This window comes from Pseudoclavibacter terrae (genome assembly GCF_008831075.1).
Classification (GTDB): domain Bacteria; phylum Actinomycetota; class Actinomycetes; order Actinomycetales; family Microbacteriaceae; genus Pseudoclavibacter; species Pseudoclavibacter terrae.
On sequence record NZ_WBJX01000004.1, the window covers coordinates 1 to 25,166 of the forward strand.

The 25,166-nt window shown below is 68.9% G+C and carries 19 protein-coding genes; 8 read left to right on the top strand and 11 right to left on the bottom strand.

What is annotated here, in order from left to right:
- Positions 1-609: 609 nt before the first annotated feature.
- The gene (locus tag F8O03_RS11860) at positions 610-1,605 is read right to left on the bottom strand and encodes a stage II sporulation protein M (RefSeq protein WP_151424054.1); all 996 of its coding nucleotides are present in this window, start codon (positions 1,603-1,605) and stop codon (positions 610-612) included.
- A gap of 16 nt (positions 1,606-1,621) precedes the next feature.
- Between F8O03_RS11860 and F8O03_RS11865 the strand changes: the two genes are divergently transcribed.
- Positions 1,622-2,488 (top strand): RDD family protein, encoded by an 867-nt coding sequence (locus F8O03_RS11865; protein WP_151424055.1) that lies wholly within the window; start codon positions 1,622-1,624, stop codon positions 2,486-2,488.
- Between the two features lie 97 nt (positions 2,489-2,585).
- Here F8O03_RS11865 and ahcY read toward each other — a convergent pair whose 3' ends face one another.
- The 3 genes from ahcY to F8O03_RS11880 form a co-directional block, all read right to left on the bottom strand.
- A complete protein-coding gene (gene ahcY, locus F8O03_RS11870; RefSeq protein ID WP_151424056.1) occupies positions 2,586-4,058 on the bottom strand; it encodes an adenosylhomocysteinase in 1,473 nt (490 codons plus the stop codon).
- Between the two features lie 74 nt (positions 4,059-4,132).
- The gene (locus F8O03_RS11875) at positions 4,133-5,575 is read right to left on the bottom strand and encodes a phosphomannomutase/phosphoglucomutase (RefSeq protein ID WP_151424057.1); all 1,443 of its coding nucleotides are present in this window, start codon (positions 5,573-5,575) and stop codon (positions 4,133-4,135) included.
- Positions 5,572-5,778: a DUF3499 family protein gene (locus F8O03_RS11880; RefSeq protein WP_104252264.1), complete on the bottom strand. Its 207-nt coding sequence runs from the start codon at positions 5,776-5,778 to the stop codon at positions 5,572-5,574. The genes F8O03_RS11875 and F8O03_RS11880 overlap by 4 nt, the downstream gene beginning before the upstream one ends.
- A 35-nt stretch (positions 5,779-5,813) precedes the next feature.
- On the opposite strand from F8O03_RS11880, the gene F8O03_RS11885 reads away from it, so the two are divergent.
- Positions 5,814-6,275: a hypothetical protein gene (locus F8O03_RS11885; protein ID WP_183624157.1), complete on the top strand. Its 462-nt coding sequence runs from the start codon at positions 5,814-5,816 to the stop codon at positions 6,273-6,275.
- Between the two features lie 24 nt (positions 6,276-6,299).
- Here the strand turns inward: F8O03_RS11885 and F8O03_RS11890 are convergent, their stop codons facing one another.
- From F8O03_RS11890 to manA, 4 genes are all read right to left on the bottom strand, one after another.
- On the bottom strand, positions 6,300-7,787 hold the full coding sequence (locus F8O03_RS11890; protein WP_151424058.1) for a DUF5719 family protein: 1,488 nt from the start codon (positions 7,785-7,787) through the stop codon (positions 6,300-6,302).
- Positions 7,774-10,755: a glycosyltransferase gene (locus tag F8O03_RS11895; protein ID WP_167516556.1), complete on the bottom strand. Its 2,982-nt coding sequence runs from the start codon at positions 10,753-10,755 to the stop codon at positions 7,774-7,776. The genes F8O03_RS11890 and F8O03_RS11895 overlap by 14 nt, the downstream gene beginning before the upstream one ends.
- Before the next feature lie 231 nt (positions 10,756-10,986).
- Positions 10,987-11,304, bottom strand: coding sequence for a WhiB family transcriptional regulator (locus F8O03_RS11900; RefSeq protein WP_104252260.1), 318 nt, complete (start codon positions 11,302-11,304; stop codon positions 10,987-10,989).
- A 217-nt stretch (positions 11,305-11,521) separates the two neighbouring features.
- Positions 11,522-12,853 carry a mannose-6-phosphate isomerase, class I gene (gene manA, locus F8O03_RS11905; protein WP_151424060.1) on the bottom strand — a complete coding sequence of 444 codons (1,332 nt, stop codon included), beginning with the start codon at positions 12,851-12,853 and terminating at the stop codon, positions 11,522-11,524.
- Between the two features lie 229 nt (positions 12,854-13,082).
- On the opposite strand from manA, the gene F8O03_RS11910 reads away from it, so the two are divergent.
- Together F8O03_RS11910 and F8O03_RS11915 are read left to right on the top strand one after the other, a co-directional pair.
- A complete protein-coding gene (locus tag F8O03_RS11910) occupies positions 13,083-14,270 on the top strand; it encodes an acyl-CoA dehydrogenase family protein (protein WP_151424061.1) in 1,188 nt (395 codons plus the stop codon).
- 78 nt (positions 14,271-14,348) lie between these two features.
- Positions 14,349-15,821, top strand: coding sequence for an O-antigen ligase family protein (locus F8O03_RS11915; RefSeq protein WP_151424062.1), 1,473 nt, complete (start codon positions 14,349-14,351; stop codon positions 15,819-15,821).
- A gap of 13 nt (positions 15,822-15,834) precedes the next feature.
- Here F8O03_RS11915 and F8O03_RS11920 read toward each other — a convergent pair whose 3' ends face one another.
- Complete coding sequence (locus F8O03_RS11920) at positions 15,835-17,202, bottom strand: hypothetical protein (protein WP_151424063.1); 1,368 nt, start codon at positions 17,200-17,202, stop codon at positions 15,835-15,837.
- 80 nt (positions 17,203-17,282) lie between these two features.
- Here F8O03_RS11920 and F8O03_RS11925 point away from each other — a divergent pair, with 80 nt between their 5' ends.
- Complete coding sequence (locus F8O03_RS11925; protein ID WP_151424064.1) at positions 17,283-17,585, top strand: hypothetical protein; 303 nt, start codon at positions 17,283-17,285, stop codon at positions 17,583-17,585.
- Positions 17,582-19,288 (top strand): rhamnan synthesis F family protein, encoded by a 1,707-nt coding sequence (locus tag F8O03_RS11930; protein WP_151424065.1) that lies wholly within the window; start codon positions 17,582-17,584, stop codon positions 19,286-19,288. Before F8O03_RS11925 ends, F8O03_RS11930 begins: the two co-directional genes overlap by 4 nt.
- A gap of 43 nt (positions 19,289-19,331) precedes the next feature.
- Here the strand turns inward: F8O03_RS11930 and F8O03_RS11935 are convergent, their stop codons facing one another.
- On the bottom strand, positions 19,332-20,714 hold the full coding sequence (locus F8O03_RS11935) for a hypothetical protein (RefSeq protein WP_151424066.1): 1,383 nt from the start codon (positions 20,712-20,714) through the stop codon (positions 19,332-19,334).
- A 149-nt stretch (positions 20,715-20,863) separates the two neighbouring features.
- Here F8O03_RS11935 and F8O03_RS11940 point away from each other — a divergent pair, with 149 nt between their 5' ends.
- A complete protein-coding gene (locus F8O03_RS11940; RefSeq protein WP_151424067.1) occupies positions 20,864-21,721 on the top strand; it encodes an NAD-dependent epimerase/dehydratase family protein in 858 nt (285 codons plus the stop codon).
- 64 nt (positions 21,722-21,785) lie between these two features.
- Here the strand turns inward: F8O03_RS11940 and F8O03_RS11945 are convergent, their stop codons facing one another.
- Positions 21,786-23,078 (bottom strand): glycosyltransferase family 2 protein, encoded by a 1,293-nt coding sequence (locus F8O03_RS11945; protein WP_208851861.1) that lies wholly within the window; start codon positions 23,076-23,078, stop codon positions 21,786-21,788.
- A gap of 84 nt (positions 23,079-23,162) precedes the next feature.
- Here F8O03_RS11945 and F8O03_RS11950 point away from each other — a divergent pair, with 84 nt between their 5' ends.
- The gene (locus tag F8O03_RS11950; RefSeq protein ID WP_208851862.1) at positions 23,163-25,040 is read left to right on the top strand and encodes a rhamnan synthesis F family protein; all 1,878 of its coding nucleotides are present in this window, start codon (positions 23,163-23,165) and stop codon (positions 25,038-25,040) included.
- The last annotated feature ends 126 nt before the right edge of the window (positions 25,041-25,166 follow it).

A 25,166-nucleotide genomic window follows, 5' to 3' on the forward strand; every position in this document is an offset into this window, starting at 1 on the left:
CCACCACACCGAAGTGCGATGACAAGTTTGAAACTGACAAAAAACAAAACAACACCAAACCCGAAGGCTCAGTACTGACTTGTATTGTCCAAATATGTTTCCAAAAGACACCCGTACTCCCCAGAAAGGAGAGGCTTACCCCTCCAAAAAGAAGAGGCACGGGATCAAATTGGCATTTGACATAGTGCACGCTGTTGAGTTCTCAAGAATCGAGCGCTTCCCTCTTCAGACCTCGCGGCCATCTCTAAGGAGCAATCGCTTGCACTGCAAACCCCGGACAAGAACCGCGGGCCGTGAGCATGAAGCTCATCCTCCGCACAACCACCTGGAAGAACCAGAGGCCGTTGATCTCGCTACCCGGTGAGGCAGGAGTTCCGAGTGTAGATCATGTTGCTCCAACTTGCAAGAACAAGTGGCAGATGCTGATCTTTCTTTCAGAACTGTCCGGCCCGTGCGACCCGCTCTCGCGTTTCGCTCCGTCGGCCTGACGAGTGATTACATTACGCAGAGACCCAGCGGCGCACAACTCGGGGGCGATCCCGGGCGTGTCGCCCCTGTTCACGCGGAAGCTGCCCGCGGGACGGCCCGTGCGTCGGAACAGCCGGTGCGTCAGCCGGCATAGACGCGCTGGGCTCCACCGTCGAATTTCTCGAGAGCACCGGTCTCTCCCGCCCGGACTGCACGCCCCCCGAGCCAGAGCGCGTAGACCAGGTAGAGCCCGAGCGCCGCGGCGCCGATGCCGATCTTGATCGGCCACGGCCAGTCCTGACGCGTCACGAATCCCTCGACGAGTCCGGAGATGAACAGGAAGATCGTCGTTCCGATCGCCACGACGATGAGCGCGCGACCGTCGTCAGCAAGCGACTGCATCCGCGTCTTGGCTCCCGGCGCCACCCACGCCCAGAAGATGCGAAGACCTGCCCCGGCAGCGACGAAGACCATCGTGAGCTCGAGCAGGCCGTGAGGCGCGATCCACAGGAAGAAGACGTCGAGGTGCCCGTGCGCGCCGAGGACAGCTGCGCTCTGCCCGAGCCCAAGCGCGTTCTGGACGAGCACGACCGGCACCCACAGACCTGTGATGCCGAAGGCGATGCACTGCGCCGCGATCCAGGCGTTGTTCGTGAAGACCCGCGCAGCGAAGCTGGATTCCGAGAACTCGGAGTAGTAGCCGACGAAGTCCTCCTCGGCGTACTGCTCGAGCGCAGCCTCGGAGCCGAGGAAGCCGAGGATCTCCGGGTTCGCCACGATCCACCAGTAGCTGAGCGCGGCGACCGCGATCGTGAAGAGGGCCGCGCCGAGCGTCCACCACCGCACGCGGTAGAGCGCGGCAGGCAGCGCCATCGTGAAGAACGCCCCGAGGACCACCAGGATGTTTCGCCCGGCTCCGGTGAACCTCCCGCGCGCGCGCGAGAGCTGCACGGAGAGGAACTCCCCCTCGCGAGTCTCCCCGTAGCTCGTGCGCAGCGCCGACAGCTCCGTCGACGAATCCTGGTAGCGGGTGATGAGCTCGTCGATCTCGGCGCCGGTCAGATTGCGGCGCCGAGCGAGCGCCCCCAGGCGCTGCCAATCCGCCGAACGGGCGGTTGTGAGAGCTTCAAGATCCATCTGTTTCAATACTGCCATGGCCACTCAGACGCGACCCAGGGAACGCCTGAGCGTCACCGACGAGCAGCTTGTCGTCGGAGAGGGAGTCCACCTCGACGTGCGACCCGCCGGCTTCGCGCTCCGGGCCGCCTCCTCCGCGCTCGACGCACTGGTCTACATGGCCGGTTACATCGGGCTGCTCATCCTCACGATGACCATCCTGTCGAGCGATGATCTTCCCGTCGCCATCGACGAAGCGCTGCTGAGCGCCATCGCCATCGCCCTGCTCGTCGCCTGCCTCGTCGTCGCACCCTGTGTCGTGGAGACGCTCACGCGCGGGAGATCCGTCGGCAAGTTCGCCACCGGCCTGCGGATCGTCCGCGACGACGGCGGCGCATCCGGGTTCCGGCAGGCACTCATCCGCGCCCTCCTCGGCTTCATCGAGCTGTACGGATCGGCTGGCGGCATCGCCATCATCACGGGCCTCGTCAACTCGCGGGCCAAGCGACTCGGCGACGTCCTCGCCGGCACGACCTGCCAGCGCGAGCGTGCCCCGAAGCTCCGCCGGCACCTCGGGCCGATGCCCCCGCAGCTCATCGGATGGGCTTCGATCGCGGACGCAGGCAGGCTCCCCGACCGCACCTCGCGTCGCATCCTCGACTACCTCGACCAGTCCGCGCAGCTCACTCCGGCCCACCGGGACCGAGCGGCAGGCGAGATCGCACGCGAGACGCTCCCCCACGTGCATCCGATTCCGGACGTCGACGCCGACACCTACCTGCGGGGCCTCGCCGTCCTGCGCCGAGACCGCGAGCTCGCGGCCCTGACCGCGATCGCCCGTCGAGAGGACGCGCTCGCGCCCACCCTCAACGGCATGCCCCACTCCTTCCCCGACCGGGGATGACCGGCTCGGTCACCGAGCGACACGACGAAGCCCGCCAGACCAGCTGGCGGGCTTCGTCGTGTCGGCAGCGGACGGCGCCGAACGGGTCAGGAGCGGATCAGTAGCGGTAGTGGCTGACCTTGTATGGCCCGCCCACCTCGACGCCGATGTAGTCGGCCTGCTCCGGGGTCAGCTCGGTGAGCTTCACGCCCAGGGCATCGAGGTGGAGGCGCGCGACCTGCTCGTCGAGGTGCTTCGGCAGCACGTGGACGCCGATCGGGTAGGCATCGAGTCGCTGCCAGAGCTCGAGCTGCGCCAGGACCTGGTTCGTGAAGGAGCTGCTCATGACAAACGACGGGTGACCCGTCGCGTTGCCGAGGTTGAGCAGGCGCCCCTCCGAGAGGACAAGCACCGAACGCGAGTTCGGAAGGCGCCACTCGTGCACCTGCGGCTTGATCTCGACGCGCGTCGCTCCTTCGAGCCGCTCGAGGCTGGCCATATCGATCTCGTTGTCGAAGTGGCCCACGTTGCCGACGATGGCCATGTGCTTCATGCCGAGCATGTGCTCGAGCGTCAGCACGCTCTTGTTGCCGGTGCACGTGATCCAGATGTCGACCTGGTCGAGCACGTCCTCGACCTTCGCGACCTGGAAGCCGTCCATCGCGGCCTGCCACGCGCAGATCGGGTCGACCTCGCTCACGATCACGCGCGCGCCCTGCCCGCGAAGGGCCTCAGCCGCCCCCTTGCCGACGTCGCCGTAGCCGACGACGAACGCCGTCTTGCCGCCGATCAGCACATCCGTCGCACGGTTCAGGCCGTCAGGCAGCGAGTGCCGGATGCCGTAGGTGTTGTCGAACTTCGACTTCGTCACCGAGTCGTTCACGTTGATCGCCGTGAACTGCAGCTCCCCGCGCTCGGCGAGCTCGTAGAGGCGGTGGACACCGGTGGTCGTCTCCTCCGTCACGCCGCGCACCTCCTCGGCGATGCGTGTGAAGTGCCCTGCGTCGTGGGCGATCGACTCGCGGATGGTGTCGAGGACAACCCGCATCTCGGTGCTGTCCTCATCGCTCGTCTCGCGCACGGACCCGGCGAGCTCAGCCTCACGGCCGAGGTGCACCAGCATGGTCGCGTCACCGCCGTCATCGAGGATGAGGTTGGGGCCGACCGCTCCTTCGGCGCTCCAGTCGAAGATGCGCGAGGTGCACCACCAGTACTCCTCGAGCGTCTCGCCCTTCCACGCGAAGACCGGCACTCCGCTCGGCGCCTCGATCGTGCCCTCCGGACCGACGGCGACGGCCGCGGCCGCCTCGTCCTGCGTGGAGAAGATGTTGCAGCTCGCCCAGCGGACATCGGCACCCAGGTCGGTGAGCGTCTCGATGAGCACCGCCGTCTGGACGGTCATGTGCAGCGATCCCGCGATGCGCGCCCCGGCCAGCGGCTTCTGCCCGGCGTACTGCGCCCGGAGCGCCATGAGCCCCGGCATCTCGATCTCGGCGAGACGGATCTGGTGACGACCCGCGGGTGCGAGTGCCAGGTCCGCGACGACGAACGGACGTTCGGTGGAGAGCTCGATAGCCGACGTTGGTGCCATGAGTGCTGCTTCCTTGCTCCGGGGGTGATGGATGCTGCTGGTCTCGGCCCCGAGACGGGATCCGAGGCCGCGTATTACTGCGCTCGGATAAGGGACAGTACCTGGTCGCGGAGCGACTGCAGGCGTGCCTCGTCCTTGGCTTCGGCGTTCAGACGCAGGAGCGGCTCGGTGTTGGAGGCGCGCACGTTGAACCACCAGAAGCCGGTCTCGTCCGCACCGCGGACCGTGAGTCCGTCGAACTCCTCGAACTCGGCCGTGCCGGCGAAGGCGTCGACGATCCTTGCCAGGGCGGCTGGCACATCCGCGACCGTCGAGTTGATCTCCCCGGACGCGAAGTACGGGTTCTCGAGCCCGCCGATCTCGGAGAGCTGCTTGTCGGATCCGCCGACCGCTGCCAGCACGTGCATGGCGGCGAGCATCCCGTTGTCCGCGCTCCAGAAGTCGCGGAAGTAGTAGTGCGCGGAGTGCTCACCGCCGAAGACCGCGTCGGTGGCCGCCATCTGCGCCTTGATGAGCGAGTGGCCGACCTTCGTCTGGACCGCCTTCGCGCCCTCCTGCTCGATGGCCTCCGGCACGTGGCGGGAGACGATGAGGTTGTGGAGGATCGTGGGCTCGGTCTCGCCTGCCGCGCGCACACGCGCGATCTCCCGTCGCGCCACGATCGCCGTGACGGCGCTCGGCGAGACCGGCTCGCCGAGCTCGTCGATCAGGAAGCAGCGGTCGGCGTCGCCGTCGAAGGCGAGCCCGAGGTCCGCACCGTGCTCGAGGACGGCCGCCTGCAGGTCGACGAGGTTCTTGGGGTCGAGCGGGTTCGCCTCGTGGTTGGGGAAGGTGCCGTCGAGCTCGAAGTACATGGGGATGATCTCGAGTGGCAGCGCCCCGAGACCGGCCGCGTCGCCGAGTACGGCAGGCACGGTGAGACCGCCCATCCCGTTGCCGGCGTCGACGACGACCTTGAGCGGGCGGATGCTGGAGAGGTCCACCAGCTCACGCAGGTACGCCGCGTAGTCGGCGAGCACGTCGATGCGCTGCTCCGAGCCCGGCTGATCGACCGCGGCGATGCCGTCGTCGAGGAACGCGGCCGCCCTGTCGCGGATCGCGGAGAGACCGGTGTCGAAGCTGAGCGCCTTGGCACCCGCAAGCGAGAGCTTGATGCCGTTGTAGGCAGCGGGGTTATGGCTCGCCGTGAACATGGCGGCGGCCGCGTCGTAGCGGCCGGACGCGAAGTAGTCCTCGTCGGTCGAGCAGAGGCCGATGTGCGTGACGTTCGCACCTCGCGCGATCGCGCCGCGGGCGAAGGCGGCGGCGAAGCCAGGCGAGGAGTCGCGCATGTCGTGGCCGACGACGACCGTCTGCCCTGCGAGGGCGAATTCGTCGACGAACCCGGCGCCGAGCGCCGTCACGAGCGTCTCCGTGAGCTCGCTGCCCACGAGCCCCCGAACGTCATAGCTCTTGACGACACCAGAGAGAGAACCCCGTTCGTCAGTCGACGCGGGTGCGATAGCCACAGAAGTCATGAACCCAAAACTACCGGACGCATCATGCTCCACCCCTGCGGCGGCGTCGAGCGTTCCGCGTGGCGTGCGCACAGGTCGTAGCTGTGCGGTTCCGCCGCGAGCGCAAGCGGGCCGATGACGGCGAGCTTGTCCTCGTAGTCGAACGTCAGCGTGTACTCCGCTTTGCGGGAGCACGCGACTCGTGAGCATGGTCGATTGGGCATCGGGGCCAGTGTACGCCGGGCGTAAACTCGCAGTCATGCCACGTCGCCGCCGGGAGAAGAAATCCGAGAACGCCAGGAGGCAGGCGCGCCCCGAGCGCGGCCTCGCCCGCGGAAGGCACGGCAGGGGCATCCGCTCGAGCGTCGCGGGCCCCTACCTGCCGATGCTCACGGGACGGGTGGTGCGGTTCGAGAACCATGTCGCGGATGCCATGAACTACCTTCGCGCGGCGAACCCCGAACGGCTCGCGAACGTGCAGGTCGACATCGCCAACGTGCCCAAGACGCTGCAGCACGCCGATGGCATGGACCGCTGGCATGTCGAGGCTCCGAACCGGATCATCCTCTACCGAGTCGCGATCGATCGGCTCGCGCGGCTGCACTGCGAGGACCCGGTGCACTACCGGATGCTCGTGGAACGGTGCGTGCTGCAGGCGGTTGCCGAGCTGCTCGGCTCGGACCCGTGGGACATCGCGCCGGAGCGCTTCGGCGACGAGTGACCTCGCCGGTCGGGAGCCGGGTGCTCAGCGGTAGACGGTGATGACCTCGGCGAGCGGGTTGCTCGCCGAGATGGGGATGGCAGCGAGCTGGCCGTCGCCCGCGTACGCGAGCTGGACGGAGACCCGGTCGAGTCCCTCGAGCCGATACTCGCGGCCCGCCTCGACGTCGACGGACGTCGTGCCGTGCGCCGGGACGGCGACCTGGGTCTCCGTGCCGTCGTCTGCGATGAGCGTCGCAGTCTTCTCGACCCCGTCGGCGTCGGCGAGCTGCAGCTTCGGTGACGGGCCGTTCGGCACGGCCACGACCTGACTGCCGCTGAGAGCGGGAACGGGCTGGTACCAGGCCAGGTCCGAGGTCGTCGCCGTGGCCGTGGTCTGCACCGAGGCGACGACGGGGTGGCTTGCCTCGATCTCGAGGGTGTACTGGCCGATCGGATACCCGGTGAGCGGGATCTCGGTGGTTCGGCCTCCCTGGATCGTCAGCGAGATCGGCTCGAGCGACGTGCCCGCTGCATCGCGAACGGCCACCGAGAGCTCGGTCTCCTCGTCGCCGGGGGCGAGGACTCGAAGCGTGGCACCGCGCTCGAGCACCAGGGTGCCCTCCGCCTCGGACGCCGTGCTGGTCGACGGCACGCCCACGATCGAGAGGGAGGTGCTCGGCGCGTCCTGCGCTCCGATGATCTCGATGCCGCTCGGTGTCGCCCCCGAGGTGCGGGTCTGGTGGAGCGTGGAGATGACGCTGCCTGAGACGGCCTCGACCTGCACGACGAGGTCGCCCCGGTCGGGCGCCACACCCTCGAGGCTCACCACCTCACGGCTGCTTGCGGGCACCGCGATCTCACGGATGGTCGGCGCCTGCACGGTGCCGTCGGCCGTCGTCACCGTCACGCGGACCTCGGCGGCTCGATCGGCGGGGTTCACGATGACCAGCTGCGTGCTGCTGCCCTCCGCGGTGCTCCCCCCGACGAGCCACTGCTCGGCGGACGGCATGCGGCAGGATGTCGCGGCGAAGCCGGCAGCCGAGGGCTGCGCGAGCTCCAGCGTCTGTGCCGCCCCGAACTCGGTCGGGGCGCCGTCCTCGCCCATGCCCGGAACCGTGAAGCGAACGGGCGCGAGCGCCTGCTGCTCGTCGGCCGCTGGCGTCGACTGCACGATCGGCTCGATGTCGAGCTCGTCGAGGTCGCCGGCGAGGCGGATGCTCGTCGTCCCGAGCGTCGCGGGCAGCGTCGGATCATCCGTCGCCAAGCCGAGCAACGTGAGGGGACCCGGGCACACCCGCTCCTGCGCGCTCGCGACCGGGCTGACGAGGACGGCGTTGGCGGGGGTGGAGAGCACGCCCTCTGGTGCGAGCTGCACCGCCGCGACCACACCTCCCACGGCCACGAGCGCGGCGCCGACGCTCAGGACCCGCCAGATGGGACGCCGCCCACCGGCAGCAGGTCGGGAGGTCTCTCGAGCGGCGTCGTCCGCGGCGCGGGCCTCGGCGATCACGGTCGATTCATCGGGCGTCATGGTCGCCTCCCCGTGCTCCCGTGCCGAGCACGTCGTCATCGTCGTCCTCGAAGTCATCGACGGTGAGCGACGTCACGTCGCGGCGCAGCATCCGCTCGCCGCCGTCGATATCGTCGCCGTCCAGGTCGTACCAGGGCCGACCGGTGGTCTTCTCACGGCGGCGCACATCGGCGGCGCGAGCCGTGAGGCCCCCGGTCGGGAGGGCGGTGAGGAGGGTGAGCGCGAGCAGGACGCCCTGCACGATGAGCATCCACCGCCCGAGCGTCGTCCCGGTGTTCGCCGTGTCGAGGGGGCCGGCGACGCTCGGGTCGGTGGGTTCGAGCGTGGGTCCGACCACCTGCCAGAGCGCGCCGAACTCTGTTGCGCCCGCCGGACGCAGGCCCGGGTTCGCGTCGAGCGACGACACGAGACGGCCCTCCATCGTCGCCGCGTCGCTGGAACCCTCCGGGACGAGCAGGTACGAGATGCCGAGCGCGTGCAGTTCCTCCGTCGGGCGGAAGAGGGAATCCGAGGCGAAGTTCACCGCCAGTTCAGCCAAGCGCTGGTCGCCGGAAGAGAACCCGACGCTCGTTGCGCGGAGTGTCGACTGCGAGTCGAGGCTGTCGCCCGTCCCGCGCTCGAGCCGTACCTCGACCGCGCCGCTCGGGAGGGGCACGATGACGAGCGTGCCCACCTCGTCAGAAGCCCGCCCCTGAGCGTCGACGATGGCGGGGAGGGACCGGCCGTCGCCCGCGCCGACCAGTGAGTCGCCGCGTGCCACCGCGGTTGCCGGCAGTGCGGCCAGCAGCACGATGCCGGCGATCGTGACGCCGGCGAGGACGTGCGAGGCGCGCGCTCGGATCGCACCGAGCGTCGCCGCGGCCGCCACCACGGCGCCGAGCCACATGAGCGACTGCGCGCTGCCGGGCCACAGCGAGATGCTCTCGACGCCGACGTGCGCGAACCCGAGACGGGTTGCCGCCGCACTGGTCACGAACCCGAGGAGGAGGAGCTGGAGACCGAAGAGCGCCGCGCGCCAGTTGCGGCCACCGGGGGCGAGGACAGCGAGGAGGAACAGGGGTGCCACCAGGACGGCGGCGACGATCGGGGCGAACGGATACGCCTCGAGCTGCCCGCCAGCCCAGCTTGGATCGGCGACGAGCGAGGTGGGGAATCCGAGGAGCAGCTGCCACGCGTCTGGCGCCGTGCTCGCGAGCGGGACGCCCGGGTCGGCGAACAGGGCGAGTGGCCTCCCTCGGTTCCATTGCGCGACCGCGAGCGGAGCGAAGAGGACCAGTGTCGGAGCGGCCGTCAGCAGTCGCTGCAGGAACCCGCGACCGCCGATCACCAGCCAGACGAGCCAGACGACGGCAAGCGGGACCGCGAGGAGCGGAGCGGATGCGATCGCGACTGCGGCGAGCAGGCCCGTGGCGGCCGCGCGCGACCAGTTCCGGGAAGCGCTCAGGGCGGAGAAGATCAGCCATGGGAGGACGAGGTGCGCGATGACCGCCGCGATGCGTCCTTCGGCCAGCGCCACCAGCAGCGGGGGCGCGAGCATCCAGGCGAACGCGCCGAAGGCGCGGAGGCCGGCCCGCTTGGTGAGGCGCGCCACGAGGAGCCAGGCGCCCATCGCGGCCAGCGGGAGGGCGAAGAGGCAGAGCAGCACGATGCTGAGACTCGGGTGCCAGAAGGTGAGGGTGCCGAGCACCGCGAGCACATAGGTGAAGGGGTCTGCCACGCCGAAGGCCCCGTCGCCCACGTCGCGGACGCCGTACCCCGTCCTCCCCCACAGCGCGCCGACCGAGTCGGCGAGGGGAAGGAGCCCACCACCGGACAGCGTCGTCTGACCGATGAGCGGCAGCGCCAGGCCGAGACCGAGGAGCGTGGAGACGAGCAGGACCCAGAGACCGCCGGAGCCGACAAGCGAGTACCGCTCGCGCTCTTCGTGCGTGAGCGCACGCAGCTCCTCGCGCTGCAGGCCAAGCGTCTTCTGGTTCTCCTCGGCGCTCACGAGCAGCGGCTCGATGACCGCCCACGACTCGGTGCGGGTCTTCGCGAACTGCGCCCTCGAGCGAGCTGCGCCCGTCTTGCCGAACGTCACGCGAGCGGCGGAACGGAGCTCGGCGAGGATGCGCCGCGGGCGCTTCCGAACGAGGTGCCAGACGCCCTTGAGGATGGCGATCGGGATGAGCAGGAGCCGGAGCACGGCGAACGCGGGCGCCGGGGTCTTCGTGAGGCTGCGGTGCACTCTCGCCGTATCGCGCGCCGCCGCAACGGCGGAGGCGCTCATCGAGGGGTTCATCGCGGCCGTGCCCGGAGCCTCAGGGTCGCAGGCGACTCGAGCGGACGGGGTCAGCAGCACACGACCGCCGGCGAGCCACACGCGCGTGCAGAAGTCCAGGGCATCGTCAACCGCCGGGAGGCCGGGGTCGAAACCGTCGAGCGCCAACCACGGCTCGCGGCGCACCAGCATCCCACCAGCCGCGACCCCGAGCACGTCGGAGTCCTGATCGAACTGGCCCTGATCGAGCTCGTCCTCGCGAAGGCGGAGGCTCTCACCGTTCTGCAGCATGGACTGCCCGAACTCCACGAGCGTCGCGGCGTCGTCGCTGCGCACCAGCTTCGGACCGGTCACCTCGAGCGACGGGTTCCGCTCAGCCGTCGCGAGCAGCTGCTCGAGCGCATCGTGCTCCGGGGCGTTGTCGGCCGCGAGCAGCCAGAGCCAGTCCCCCTCCGAGTGGAGGCCCTGCTCCTCGAGCACGGCAACGGCTTCGGCGACGGCACCACCGAACGTCGTGTCGGTCTCCAGTGTCAGCAGGATGTCCGGTTCGGATGCGCGCATGATGTCGAGCGTCGAATCCGTCGAGGCCAGATTCACCATCACGACGCGCTCGGGGAGGCGCGAGGAGCCCTCGAGCGCGGCGATGGTGCGCTCGAGCGCGCGCGACGCATCTCGCGCGACAAGGATTGCGGTGACTCCGGGACGCATTGAACGAATGGTATTCGGGTCCCCCGGGCGATCTCGCATTGCGGGCGGCAAGCCGCGACACGCGTCGACGCGCGCTGGCTCGCGTCCCGCATCCCGCTCGTGTGCTGACGGATGCACGAAGGGCCCCGTCCGACCGGAGTCGAGACGGGGCCCTTCCTGCTCGTGCACTGTCGCCAGAGGCTGACTGGCCAGACGCTACGGCCCGGGCCTCGCGCCCGTGGCCCGCGCGGCTCAGGCTTGCTTGCGCAGCTTGCGCCGCTCCCGTTCGCTCAGCCCACCCCAGATGCCGAAGCGCTCATCGTTGGAGAGCGCGTACTCGAGGCAGTCGCTCCGGACCTCGCAGGAATCGCAGATGCGCTTCGCGTCGCGCGTCGAGCCGCCCTTCTCCGGGAAGAAGGCCTCGGGGTCGACCTGCGCGCACAGCGCGTCTGCCTGCCAGGCGAGCGGGTTGTCGTCTCCGACATTCCTGCGGACTCCTGGGACGCCGAGGACGACCGGGTCGACATACCAGTCTTCGGGAACCGAGGGGTTCCTCCCTGGAATTGCCATATCACGTTCTCCCCACGTTGCTTGCGGGCACCTGCCCGCGCGTCGGAATCATTACATCGTTGTAATTCACCCCGCGTCAAGTCGAAAGCCCTCAACACTAAGCCCGGTCTTGAGACTTTTCGGAGAAGCCGCGCGGGTTTGGCGACGGCGTGTCGCCGAGGATCCCCTAAGGGACCAGGAAACGACGCGCCAGAACGTCCGCGCCGGAAATTCCCAGCTAGTCGGCGTGTCGCATCGGCACCGTGTCGCGCCTGTCGAGGCCCGGGCCCGCGGCGAAGAGGTCGACCGAGCCGATCACGCGCACCGGCAGCTCGTCCGGGGTCACGAAGACAGACTCGCCCGCCGAGATGGACGCGGTCGTCTTGGCTCCCTCGAGGCGGGCCTCCCCCTCCAGGCACAGCAGCATCGTCGGCCCGTCGAGGTGGATGGTCTTGACCGTGTCGGCAGGGCTCGGCACGACGCGTACGAGGCGGAAGTCGGGGATCTCGGGCCGATACTCCTCGACACCGTCCTGGATGCGCGTCGCCGCGATGTACGGCGGGGGCACCGGCGCGAAGTCCAGCCGTGCGAGCAGCTCCGGGATATCGATGTGCTTCGGCGTGAGCCCGCCGCGCAGCACGTTGTCGGACGCCGCCATGATCTCGATGCCGAGTCCGCGGACGTAGGCGTGCATGTTCCCCGCCGGGAGGAAGATGGCCTCACCACGACGGATCGTGATGTGGTTGAGCAGGAGCGCGAGCGCGATCCCGGGGTCACCCGGATACATGCGTGCGAGCGTCGCGATGATGCCGCGCTCCCGAGCGAAGCGCTCGGCCTGGTCACCGGCGTCGTCTCCCGCGAGCGCAACCCGGGACACTGCGGCGACGAGTTCATCAACCGCCTCGCCTCCCTCGAGGAGCCACGTGACGAGGCCCCGGAGGTCCTCGCCGGTGGCGAGCGCGCGGACTCGAGCGCTGAAGTCCGCGAGCGCGGCGCGCCCGGCGCCCGGCTGCTCTTCGTCCGCATCCGCCCGCTTGGCGAAGTCGCCGACCACGGCCGCGACCTCGCCGAAGTCGCGGAAGCCGGCAAGGGCATCCATCGTCTCGCTCAGAGCGAGGAGCATCTCCGGCTTGTGGAGCGGGTCCTTGTAGTTGCGCTCCGGCGCGCTGAGAGGGATGCCTGCCGCATTCTCCCGATCGAACCCGCGACGGGCATCCGCCAGCGTCGGGTGCACCTGCAGCGACAACGGCGCCGCCGCCGAGAGGACCTTCAAGAGGTACGGGAGCCCCGGCCCATCACCCTCTCGCAGGCCCATGGCGTACCGCCCGAGCGTGGCCACCGGCTCCTGCGCGATCCAGGCGTCGAGCGTCCTCGCCCCACCCGCCAGTTCGGGGTCGACGATACGACTCGGCGCCCCCGGATGCGCACCGAGCCAGAGCTCGGCTTGCGGCACCCCATCCCAGTCCGCGTCGTCGAGGGTGCAGGCACCCGTCGTGCCGAGGAGCTGCGAGATCGATCCCGGGGCACCCCAGGCGTAGTCGCGGGGCGCATTCTTCAGTGGCAGAAACATCACGCGAAGGCTACCGAATCTCGGTCCGCCTGTGGGAGAGGTACGACGAACTGCATGCCAGATACAAGGGTGCGCACCCAGCCCGCGCCCGACTTCATGGATTCCACCAACCCGGTGGCGCACGCGGTTCACCTCTTCGTAAGCTCGCGGAGCGCTCGATTCATCGCCGAAGGCAACGCAGCCACGGTCTCGCAGCGCCCCACCCCGCTCGACCAGGAACAGGACGGTCATGGACGACAACGAGTTTCAGCTGCTGCCAGGCGACTTCACCGGGCTCGAGGCCGAGCTCTCTCCGGAGGAGAAGGGCCTGATCTCGAACCTCCGCGACTACCTCGAGCGGGATGTGCGCCCCGTGATCGACGCGCACTGGGAGGCTGCGACCTTCCCGCACGAGATCGTGCAGGGCCTCGCCGAGGCCGGCGTCGTCGGCCTCGCGTTCGAGGAGACCAGACGATTCGAGAACTCGGCGGTCTTCCGCGGGTGGACTGCCCTCGAGCTCGCTCGCGTCGATGCGAGCGTCGCGACCTACATCGGCGTGCAGAACGGCCTGGCCCTCGGCGCCATCGGGCTCTGCGGGTCGGTCGCTCAGCGCGAACGCTGGCTCCCCGCGCTGGCGTCCGGTGAGATCGTCGGTGCCTTCGGCCTCACCGAACCCGGTTCCGGCAGCGACTCCGCCAGGGGGCTCACGACGACCGCCGAGCGCGTCGGCGACGAATGGGTGCTCAACGGCGCGAAGCGCTGGATCGGGAACGCGACCTTCGCGGACATCGTCGTGATCTGGGCCAAGGATGTGGCGGACGGACAGGTCAAGGGCTTCGTGGTCGACACCTCGCTTCCCGGCTTCACCGCGACGAAGATCGAGCGGAAGGTCTCGCTCCGCATCGTGCAGAACGCCGACATCACGCTCGACGGCGTGCGCGTGCCCGCCGACGCCAAGCTCGAGCATGCCAATTCGTTCAAGGACACCGCCCGTGTGCTCCGCAAGACCAGGGCGGAGGTCGCATGGCTCGCGACGGGCATCGCCGTCGGCGCCTACGAGACCGCCCTCGCCTACGCGAAGGATCGGCTCCAGTTCGGCGCGCCCATCGCGGCACGACAGCTCATCCAGGAGCGCCTCGTCGACGCGCTCGGACTCATCACCTCGAGCATCACGCTCTGCGTTCGCGTGTCGCAGCTCGACGACGACGACGCGCAGCGCGACGAGCACTCGGCGCTCGCGAAGGCCGTGGCCACGAGCAACATGCGACAGGTCGTCGCCCTCGCCCGCGAGGTCTGCGGGGGCAACGGCATCGTCGCCGACTACGGCGTCGGCCGGTTCTTCGCGGATGCGGAGGCCATCTACTCGTACGAGGGAACCAGGGAGATGAACACCCTCATCGTCGGCAGGTCGATCACGGGCCACGCGGCGTTCGTGTGAGCGGCGCCGCCCGTCGCGCGGCCCGCGGTTCCGGCGGACCAGCACCGATCGGGTCCGCGAGTGAGCGAGAATAGGCCGGTGAGCTCCACCCGAATCCCCGCAGACTCCATCGCGACCGAACGCGCCCCGTGGCGTCGATTCGTGTCTCGAGTACCCGGGAGCCCCGGGCTCACGGCCTTCGCGACGTTCACGTTCTTCACGGCCTTCGCCGGCGACTTCTGGCGCAACCTCTTGACCTGGTACGGCTTCGGCGTCGTCGTCGCGATCATCATCGGCGTCGCGATCTGGCTCCTCGCCAGCAAGAAGCCCCTCCCGAAGATCATGCATCTTCCGTCGGCGCTCGTCGCCTTCGTCGTCTGGTGCGCCTTCTCCATCATCTGGTCCGCCTACCGACCCGAGTCGCTTCTCGGCTTCGGCATCCAGCTCGTGACGGTGATCGTCGCCCTCGCCCTCGCCGTCTCCCTCACGAAGCCGCAGTTCCTGCGCGCCTTCAGCGCGGCCATGCGCTGGATCCTGGGCCTCTCGCTCGCGTTCGAGGTCCTCGTCGCGATCTTCTTCCCCGCTGGCGTGCTGCCCCTCGCCCTCCTCATCCCCGGTCAGCTCGAGCGGGTCTCCGGCATCCCCGGCGCCACCGCCGAGACCGTGCCAGCCGCGTTCCTGTGGAGCCAGGGGCACATCTTCGCCGGCAGCGCCATCCAGGGCATCCTCGGCAACCGCAACCTGCTCGCCATGGCCGCGCTCCTGTGCGTCATCGCCGTCGCCGTGCAGTGGTACGCCAAGCAGATGAAGCGGTGGCCGGCGATCACCTGGATCGTGCTCGGCCTGGTCGCCATCCTCCTGTGCAAGTCGGCCACCGTCTTCGTGGGATGCGCTGTCGTGCTCCTCGCAGTGGCCCTCGTCTTCATCGCACGCCCGCTCAGCAACGCGCAGCGGTGGGGCATGTACGGCGCAGTCTTCGCCATCATGCTCGTCGTCGGCTGGATCGTGCTGCAGTTCAACACGCAGCTCTTCGGCCTCATCAACCGTTCGAGTGACATGTCGGGGCGCGGCGACATCTGGGCCGAGGTCGGTCGACTCGGCAGCGAGCACTGGCTCACCGGCATGGGGTGGATCAGCTACTGGGCCCCGTGGGTGGAGCCGTTCAAGGGACTCCTCGTCGTCGACGGAGTGCACTTCCTGCAGGCCCACAACGCCTACCTCGACGTGTGGATGCAGACGGGCCTCATCGGTGCGTTCTTCTTCGTCGGCATCGTGCTCTCGACCCTCATCCGCACCTGGTGGCTCGCCGTCGACCGCCCGCAGACCGACGCGAGCGGGCCGCGGGACTTCCCGCCGACGGCGATGCTCGCGTTCCTCCTCATGGTCGCCCTCACCGTGCAGTCGCTGACCGAGTCGCGCCTCCTCGTCGAAGGCAACTGGCTGCTGCTCTGCTACCTCGCCATCTACTCGAAGCTGCGCATCCAGGACCTCCCCGCGCTGCCGAGGCGCACCATCTCGACGAAGACGGGGCCCCTGCCGATCGTCGAGCGCAACAAGCTCGAGGGCGTCTGACGCTTCTCCTGAGCTACTTCCCGGCGTCGCGGAGCAGGTCGTCGCAGGCGAGCTCGAAGGACTTGCCGGGGGCGACGGCGAACACGCGCTGGCCCTCCGGCTCTCCGACACAGGTCGTGACCGCCTCGCGGTACTGTGCCGACCAGGCGGGCACGGCACTGCGATCATCAGGCACCGTCGCCCACTGCGACACCACCGAGGCCCCGACGGCGAGCAGGAGGGCCGCGGCGGCCACGCGAGCAGCACGTGGAGCGCGCACTCCCCAGCGCTCGACGACCGCAGACGCCGCGAGGGGGAAGCTCGCAAGCGCGAAGATCGCCGCCGCGGCCCCGTAGCGGATGTCGATCTGCGCGGTGAGCCAGTCGCCGCCCTCGAACCGGGCGAACTGGAAGATCGTCAGCGGGTTGACCAGGAGCGTGCCGCCGAATGCTGCAGCCGAGACCAACAGCAGCGCGGCGAGAGCCACGCGCTGCGGCCGCCGTCCGATCGTCATCACGAGCCCTGCCGCGAGCGCGAAGGGCACGAAGGCCAGCAGCAGGATGCCCGTCCCCTGACTCGCGAGCACCACCGCGTTCGACTCCGTGTCTCCGCTCCAGACGGGCAGCAGCGCCGTCGCGCCCCAGCCGACGAGCACGTCGGCGACGGAGATGGGACCGTGCGGGGCGTTGAACTGGGGCCGGGGGGCGATCAGCCACGTCACGAGCTGAGGCAGGACGCCCAGGAGGGCACCGGCGAGCAGGAGCCACACCGCGCGGCCGCGATCCCAGAGGAGACGAAGCAGCAGGATGGGCAGCGCGACGATCGCCTGGACCTCCGTCAGGAAGCAGACGAAGACGACACCGGCCCAGAACGCCCGCTCCGCCCTGGATACGTCGCTTCTGGCGAGGAAGATCCACACCACCAGCCACAGGCAGTACGTGTGGAGGTTCGCGAGGTCGCCGAGCAGCTCGCGGCTGATGAGCGGCACGAGCACGGGGACAAGAGCGACCGCGACTCGCGCGGGCAGCCACGTGACGATTCCCCTGGCCAGGCGGAACGTGCCGGCGCAGACCAGAGCAGTCGCCAGGAGGCTCAGGGACGAGACCGCCACACCGAAGTTGTCGCGAGGGAAGAGCTCCGAGGCGACGACCGTGAACACCCTTGGCAGGAAGTGCTGGTAGCCGGCGTACGGGTGGAACAGCGTGGCGAGGCTGCCGAGCTCGATCTGCTCGCGCAGGAACGTATCGCCGTCCTCCGCCCAGAGCACTCCGTGCGCCCCAGCCGGCACTCGGAGCCAGGCCAGCACGAGGGCCACGGCGAAGACACCGGCCAACCAGGCGGACTCACGGTGTGGAGCGAGTCGCCATCGTTCCGACTCGGAACCGACTGCTCGCTCGCTCATTCGTCGATGCTATCCGCCGCCAAGCCGGCCCCGCGGCGAGGGAGACGGACACGGGAGTCACCGGCGATATGCTCGTGGCCATGCCAAGCAGCGCACCCGATACCCGAAGCTCCGCAGAACTGGTCGTCGAGATCGAGGTACTCCGGGAGCGCCTCGACGAGCTCGCCCGCGAGCGGGCTGAGGAGAAGGCCGAGAACGCGGAGCTCAAGGCGAGGGTCCTCGCACTGCAGAACTCTCTGGACGACGCGCACTATCACCTCAACGTGCGTCCGACGACGATGCAGCGCGCCCGGAACCTCCTGCGCCGCCTCCCCTCGCTTGCGCGCAGCATCCCGAGGCGCATCCTCGCCGTGCCACGGCGCATCCTGGGTGGCATCAAGTGAAGCTGAGCGACCTCAGGTCGCCCAAGCGGCTCGGCATCTTCTTCTTCTTCGACGAGCAGGGCGTCGTCGACGAGTACGTCACGACACTGCTCGACGGCATGCAGCCGCACCTCGACCACGTCATCGTCGTCGTGAACGGCGAGCTGAACGACGCAGGCCGCGAGCTGTTCACGGCACGCCCCGGCACCGACCTCATCGTGCGCCCCAACGAGGGGTTCGACTCGTGGGCGTACAAGACCGCCATCGACTCGATCGGCTGGGAGGGGCTCGCCGAGTACGACGAGTTCGTGATGTTCAACTTCACGATCGTCGGGCCGGTCGCCGACATGGGCCTCATGTTCGACACGATGGACGCGAAGGACCTCGACTTCTGGGGCATCACCGTGCACCACGCGGCCCCCTTCGACCCGTTCGGCGTGCTCGAGACGCCGACCCTGCCCGTGCACATCCAGTCGCACTTCATCGCCGTCCGCCGCTCGATGTTCCTCTCCCAGCCGTTCCAGGACTACTGGGATGACCTCCCGCAGATCCCCGACTACTCCCACGCCGTCGCGAAGCACGAGGCGAAGTTCACCTGGTTCTTCGACCGACTCGGCTTCACGTGGGAGGCCTACGTCGACACGACCGACCTCGAGCCGTACACGCTCTACCCGCTCAACACCTACCCGGTCGAGCTCATCGAAGAGCGCAACTGCCCCGTCTTCAAGCGGAAGACCCTCTTCGCGGGCATCCCGTCGACCATCGAGGAGATCGCCGGCTTCAACGCCACGCGACTGTACGAGTTCCTCGAGACCTCAGGGCGCTTCGACATGGTTCAGCTGCGCGCCCACATGCAGCGCAGCATGGACCAGTACGCGCAGTTCTCGACCTTGCACGACTGGGCGATGCTCGAGTCCACATCCGCGACCTCGACGGAGTTCGCCGTCCTCGTCCCCATCGGCGCAGGCTTCGAGGAGCGCCTCACGCAGGCTCGCCTGATCGAAGGCCGCGCCGCGCTGTTCGTCACCGGGACCCGCACCCGGCTGAGCGACGCGGACGCCCTCATCCGGTCCTCCGGCGCTACCGGCATCGAGGTGGCCTCGCACTGGTCGGAGGCCGCGGGCCGCATCAGCCAGGACGTCACGATCGTGCTCGGCCCCGACGCGTTCCACCAGAGTGGACGCCAGGCGGATCTCGTCGACGCGCGCGCGTTCGGCGCAGAGACCTTCGGGCTCCCCCACCCGTCGGCGGCCATCGCCGAGTTCGAGCGCGCTCGGGAGCTGGGACTGCTCGTCGCGGCCCCGCTGCTCCATGGGGAGCACTTCGGCGAGCTCGGCCGGGAGTGGGATGACACCACCCCGGCGTTCGAGGGCATCGCCGCGATGCTCGGAATCGCGGTGCCATACTCGCGCAGGACTGCGCCGCTGCAGGGGTCGGGCGGTACGGTCGTCCTCCGCACCGAGGCGATCCGCGCGTTCGGCGCCTCCGTCGCGGCAGCGCCGTACGGAAGCCTCGTGCAGCTGAGCACCCGCGACTGGCAGAAGCTCGTCGCCCTCGCCGTGCAGACCGCGGGCTTCGTCCCCAGAGTCGCGGTCACGCCGGCGCTCGCCAAGTACCTGCTGTCGATGACCTTCGACCTGCTGCGCCGCATCAACCGCGCCGCCGGGCCGAGCGGCGGCGCGCGCGCGTCGACGCTCGTCGCTCGCGTCGAGTCCCTGCGCTGAGCCGCGTCGTCCGTGCTCCCTCCCGAGGGAGCACGGCCGAAGATCACGGCCTGAGCGTGGCGCGCTCGAGCACGTCTGAGCAGGAGAGGTCGAAGTACCTGATGCCTGGCGCGCTCTCGAAGGTGTAGCTCGACTCCGGTGCGGCCTCGCAGGCGACGACCGCCGCCGCGACCTGCGCGCTCCACGGCTTCGCCATCGTCTTCGCCGAGGCCACCTCCGGCCCCTGGATCGCGATGTAGCCCAGGACGACGGTCGAGAGGACCAGCACGACCGTGCGCGACAGGACCGGGAACCTCGGGCTGAAGCGCATCACGAGCGAGGACGCCGCGAACGGCAGCGCGGCGAGCACGAACAGAGCCGCGGCCGCGCCGTACCTGAGGTCGATGGGCACGAGGAACCACTCGGGGCCCACGAACCGCGCGTACTGGAACGACTCGTGCGGGTTCACGAGAAGGGACCCGCCGAAGGACGCCGCCGAGATGAAGAGCAGCCCGCAGAGCGCGAATCGCTGGTATCCCTTGTCGAAGACGAGGGCAGCCAGGGTCGCGAGCACGAACGGCAGCACGGCGAGTGCCAGGATCTTCCACCCGTACTCGGCCAGGAGGATCGAGTTCGTCTCGCGGTGCCCGTTCCAGATCGGGAGGACGGCGTTCACCAGCCAGCCGACCACGACGTCTGGGATGCCGATCTCGACGCCCTCCTTGATGGGGCGCGGCGTCGTGAGCCAGGAGAACATCTGCGTTCCCACGCCGATGAGCGTCCCGGCCGCGATCGCGAGGACGGGGATGCTGCGGTCCCAGAAGAGGCGCACGACCACGAGCGGCACGACGAGCAGCGCCTGCACCTCGGTGAGACAGGCGATGAGCGCGACGACTCCCCAGAGGACGCCCTCGATCTTGCTCGCGGGCTTCGAGAGCGCGACCCACGCCGCGAGCCAAAGGCAGTACGTGTGGAGATCGGCGAAGTTGCCGATGATCTCGAGGCTCAGCAGCGGCACTGCCACGGGGACGAGCGACATGAGCACACGGCCCGGGATCCAGCGGATGATGCCCCGAGTGAGCCGGTAGGTCGCGGCGGCCGTGAGCCCGGCGAAGACGACGCAGACCGTGAAGACGGCGCGGTTGTAGGACTCGAGGGGGACCCACTCGACGACAGCTGCGCTGAAGACCCTCGGCAGGAAGTGCTGGTAGCCGGCGTACGGATGCAGGAGCGTCGCAAGCGTTCCCCGCTCGATCTGCTCCTTGAGGAAGATGACCCCGTCCTCAGCCCAGACCACGTCGTGATCCGGCAGCGGGATCCGGAACCACGTCCAGACCGTGACCACGAGGAAGACCACCACGACCCAGACCCAGTCCCGCCTGGTCCAGTCCGGGAGCCTGGATGCACCAGGAGCAGGCCTGACCACGCTGGCTGTCGTCCTCGTCATGCGTCTCCTCTTTTGCAAGCGGCCGCGCGTCCTGCGCCGCCTCGTCCACCGCAGCAAACATCATGGCACGGAACGTGTGCCGCCCTTGCTGGCCTCGGATGCCGATCTTCGTGCTCCGTTAGAGTGAGGGCCTTGTCGAAAGGAACGTCATGACAGAACGCCAACGGGTGCTGGTGACCGGCGCTGGGGGGTACATCGGGCGCCACGTCGTGAACGCGCTGCTCGCCGAGGACGCAGACGTCGTCGCCGTCGTCCGGCCCGGTGGCGCCGCCAAGGTCAACCCCGATGCGACGGTCGTCGAGCTCGACCTCCTGAGCAGCGACGCCGACTACTCGAGCGTCCTCCAGCCCGCGCCGACCGCGGTCATCCACCTTGCCTGGGAGGCGGGCTTCGCCCACAACTCCCCCGTGCACATGCTCAAGCTGTCCGATCACTTCAGGTTCCTGAACTCGGCGGTCGAAGCGGGCGTCCAGCGCCTCGCCGTGCTCGGCACCATGCACGAGGTCGGCAGGCACGAGGGTGCGATCACCGCCGAGACGCCGACCAACCCGCTGTCGCTCTACGGCATCGCCAAAGACGCGCTGCGGAAGTCGACGTTCCTCGCGTTCGACGAGAAGGTCACGCTGCAGTGGCTGCGCGCGTACTACATCTACGGAGACGACCGGAACAACCAGTCCATCTTCACGAAGCTCCTCGAGGCTGCGGACGCTGGCAAGACCGAGTTCCCGTTCACCTCCGGCACGGCGAAGTTCGACTTCATCCACGTCGAGGAGCTCGGCAGGCAGATCGCGGCCGTCGCCCTCCAGGATGAGCTGCGCGGCGTCGTCAACGTGGGCTCCGGCGTCCCTGTCTCGCTCGGCGAGCACGTCGAGCGGTTCATCACGGAGAACGGCCTCGACATCTCCCTGAAGTACGGCGCGTTCCCAGACCGTCCGTATGACTCGAAAGAGGTCTACGGCGACGCGAGCGCCGTCCAGTCGTTCATGGCGGCCCGCGCCGGCGCCTGACCCACGACGCCGAAGGGGCGCGCCGTCGATCACTCGACGGCGCGCCCCTTCTCAGTCCTGACGGTCAGCGCCGGAGCACCGACTTCGCCGCGCGGCGCGCCTTCCGCTCGAGCTTGACCGCCGGCATCTGCTCGAACGCCTGCAGCTGCTGGCGGACTCCGAGCAGCTCGGCGCCGAGCCGCGCCGCCTGTGCACGAGCATCCGCCGCACTGTGCTCGGCGGCCGCCGTGCGGTCCTCACGCAGCTGCAGCTCGTACAGCTTCGTCTGCGCCTCGGCCTCGCGCTGCCCCAGCTCGTTGTACGCCGTCCGCAGGCTCACGAGGTCCAGCTCGCGCTGGTACAGCGTCGAGTTGCGCTCGTCGACCTCCTCGCGAAGCAGACGCACCTCCTCGTGAGCGACGTCGTCGTACTTCTGAAACAGCGCGGCCCGCTCGCGGAGGCGGAGCAGCTGCTCGTCCGAGTAGACCTCGTCGTGGCCGTCATCCAGCACCGCCGAGAGCTGCGCGGGGACCACGGCCGCGTCGCCGATGGCGCGCAGGGCGTCGATGATGGACGTGTCCTCGACGTAGCCGCCGTCGGCGAGCTCGGACGTCGTCGGCATGCGCAGCGCGAAGAAGTCCTCGAGCACGCCCGCCTTGTAGCGGCGCCAGTCGCGCATGCCATGGTGGTTCGCGCTCGGGCGGAGCCCCGGGTTCGCCTCGAAGCCGAGGGCCATCGCGACCGTCTTGCGCTCGAACTGCGACCAGGAACGCCACGGCACGTGCAGCACCTCGAGCTCGAAGCCCTCCGGCACGTCCCCGTGCTGCTCGAGGGAGACGAAGTGGTTGCCGTGCGCGACCTCGACCTCGTCCGAACCCACGTGGATGGCGTTTGGCGTCGGATGCGCGAATACCCCGGCGCGGTTCAGCTCCTCAATGGAGCGCTCGTCCCGGAAGCGGAGGCGGGCGAGCCCGCTGCCTTCGCGCCCGAACGAGCCGACCATGTTCACGACGGGAACCCGGAACGTGGTGAGGTCGTGGCTGTAGTGCTCGAGCGCCTGCCGCACCGTCAGCGAACGGTCGCGCGCGAAGACGAACTCGTCGGCATCGCCGTTGATGACCCAGTCGGCACCGTGCTCGGAGTGCGCCGAGCGAGCCATGCGCGTCACGACCTGTGCCTGCTGCTTCCTGTGCTCGGGATCGTGCAGGAGCGTCATGACCCCCTTCGCCTCGTACTGCTCGAGGATCTCGCGGGTTCCATCGACCGACGCGTTGTCGGTGACGATGAGGTGGTCGATGCCCTGAGCGAGCGAATGCTCCACGACGGCCGCGATGATGTCGGCCTCGTCGCGAACCATCATGGTCATGACGATTTTCATGGGCCAAGGCTACCCCGCTGTAGCATGGGGGATCGGCTGGCGCCCACCGGCGCCCGGCCCCGACAGACTCCAGCCGGGGTCGCCGTGAGCAGAGCAAAGGACGCCAACCTCATGCGTCGAGTGGTATTTTTCCTCGTCTACGACAAGCAGGGTCACGTCGGCGGCTACGTCGAGCACTGCCTGCGCGAGCTGCGCGCCCACGCCGAGCACATCTTCGTGGTGTCCAACTCTCCCCTCACCACCGACTCGCGTCGACGCCTCGAAGCCGTCGCCGACACGGTGTGGGAGCGCGAGAACGTCGGCTACGACGTCTGGGCGTACCGCGACGCGCTCCGCGAGTTCGGGTCGGACCGGCTCCGCGACTACGACGAGCTCATCCTCGCCAACTACACCTTCTACGGGCCCATCGGCTCGTTCGCACCGCTCCTCGAAGAGGCCGACGCGAAGACCGTCGACTTCTGGGGCATCACCGACCACGCCGCCGTGGTGCCGAACCCCATCACGATGACCGGCGTCATGCACCGCCACATCCAGTCGCACTGGATCGGCGTGCGCCGCAGCATGTTCACCTCGGACGCCTGGCGCTCCTACTGGGACGACATGCCCCGCATCGACTCCTACGACGACTCCGTCATGCTCCACGAGGCGCGCTTCACGCACTACTTCGAGTCGGCCGGCTTCTCCTCGTGGGTCGCGTACGCGTCGGCCCACTACGGCGACCAGCACCCGATCTTCAACCTCGCCGACGTGCTCATCGCCGACGGGTGCCCCATCGTCAAGCGGCGCTTCTTCTTCCACGACCCCATCTACCTGGATGAGCTCGCCATCATCGGCAAGCGCGTGCTCGAGCAGCTCGAAGAGAAGCACTACCCGCTGGACCTGCTCTGGCAGGACATCGGCACGACGGCCAAGCCGCGCATCCTGAACACGAACGCGGCCCTCCTCGAGATCATGCCGGACGTCGACCTGGGCGGCGCCGACCCGAGCGACCTCCGCGTGGTCGTCATCGCGCACGTCTTCTACGAGGAGATGATCGACGAGATCGTCGACCTCGCGAACACGATCCCCGGCGGCTACGACCTCGTCGTGACGACCGCGAACGCCGACAAGCAGACCGCGATCCAGGAGCGGCTCGTGGAGCTCGGCCGCCCGGACGACGACGTGCGCATCGTCGGCTCCAACCGCGGCCGCGACATCTCGGCGTTCCTCCTCACGTGCAAGGACGTGCTCGAGTCGGGACGCTACGACATCGTCGTGAAGCTGCACTCGAAGAAGAGCCCCCAGAACGGCTTCAACTCCGGGCGGCACTTCAAGGAGCACCTGTTCCAGAACCTGCTCAACTCGCCCGGGTACACGACGAACCTGCTCCGTCTCTTCGTCGACCACCCCACGCTCGGCATGGTCTTCCCGCCCATGATCCACATGGGCTTCCCGACGCTCGGCCGCGCCTGGTTCGCGAACCTCGAGCCGGCCAAGGAGCTCGCCGCGAGGCTCGGGATGCGCGTCGAGTTCGACGAGACGAGCCCGCTGGCGCCGCTCGGCTCGATGTTCATCGCCCGCCCCGAGTCGCTGCGCCCGCTCGTGCAGGCCGGATTCACGTGGGACGACTTCCCGGATGAGGGGCAGTACGCGGATGGCGGGCTCCCGCACGTGCTCGAGCGGCTCCTCGGCTACTCGGCGATCAGCGAGGGCTTCCACGTCCGCACGGTGCTGACGACGCACAACGCCGCGATCTCGCACACGCTCCTCGAATACAAGGTGCAGGAGATCACCGCCGGCCTGCCCGGCCTGTTCCGCGAGCAGGTCGAGCTGGTCCGCCGCTACATCGCCTCGCAGGCCGAGTCTCCACTCGGTCGCGCGAAGGGCCTCGTGCTGAGCCGGACGCCCGGACTCGCCAACGCGCTTCGCCCGGTCTACAGCCGCTCGCGAGCCGCGTACCGCAACTTCCGGGCCGGTCGCTGACCCGCCCCACCTCGCGCGAGCGGCCCTCCGCAGCCGCGCCGCGAGGCTCCGAATCGGCTCCGAAGCCTGGTGTTAGTCTTGGGCGGCCCCTCCGTGGGGCCAGCGTCACAAGGTGTGCGGAGGACA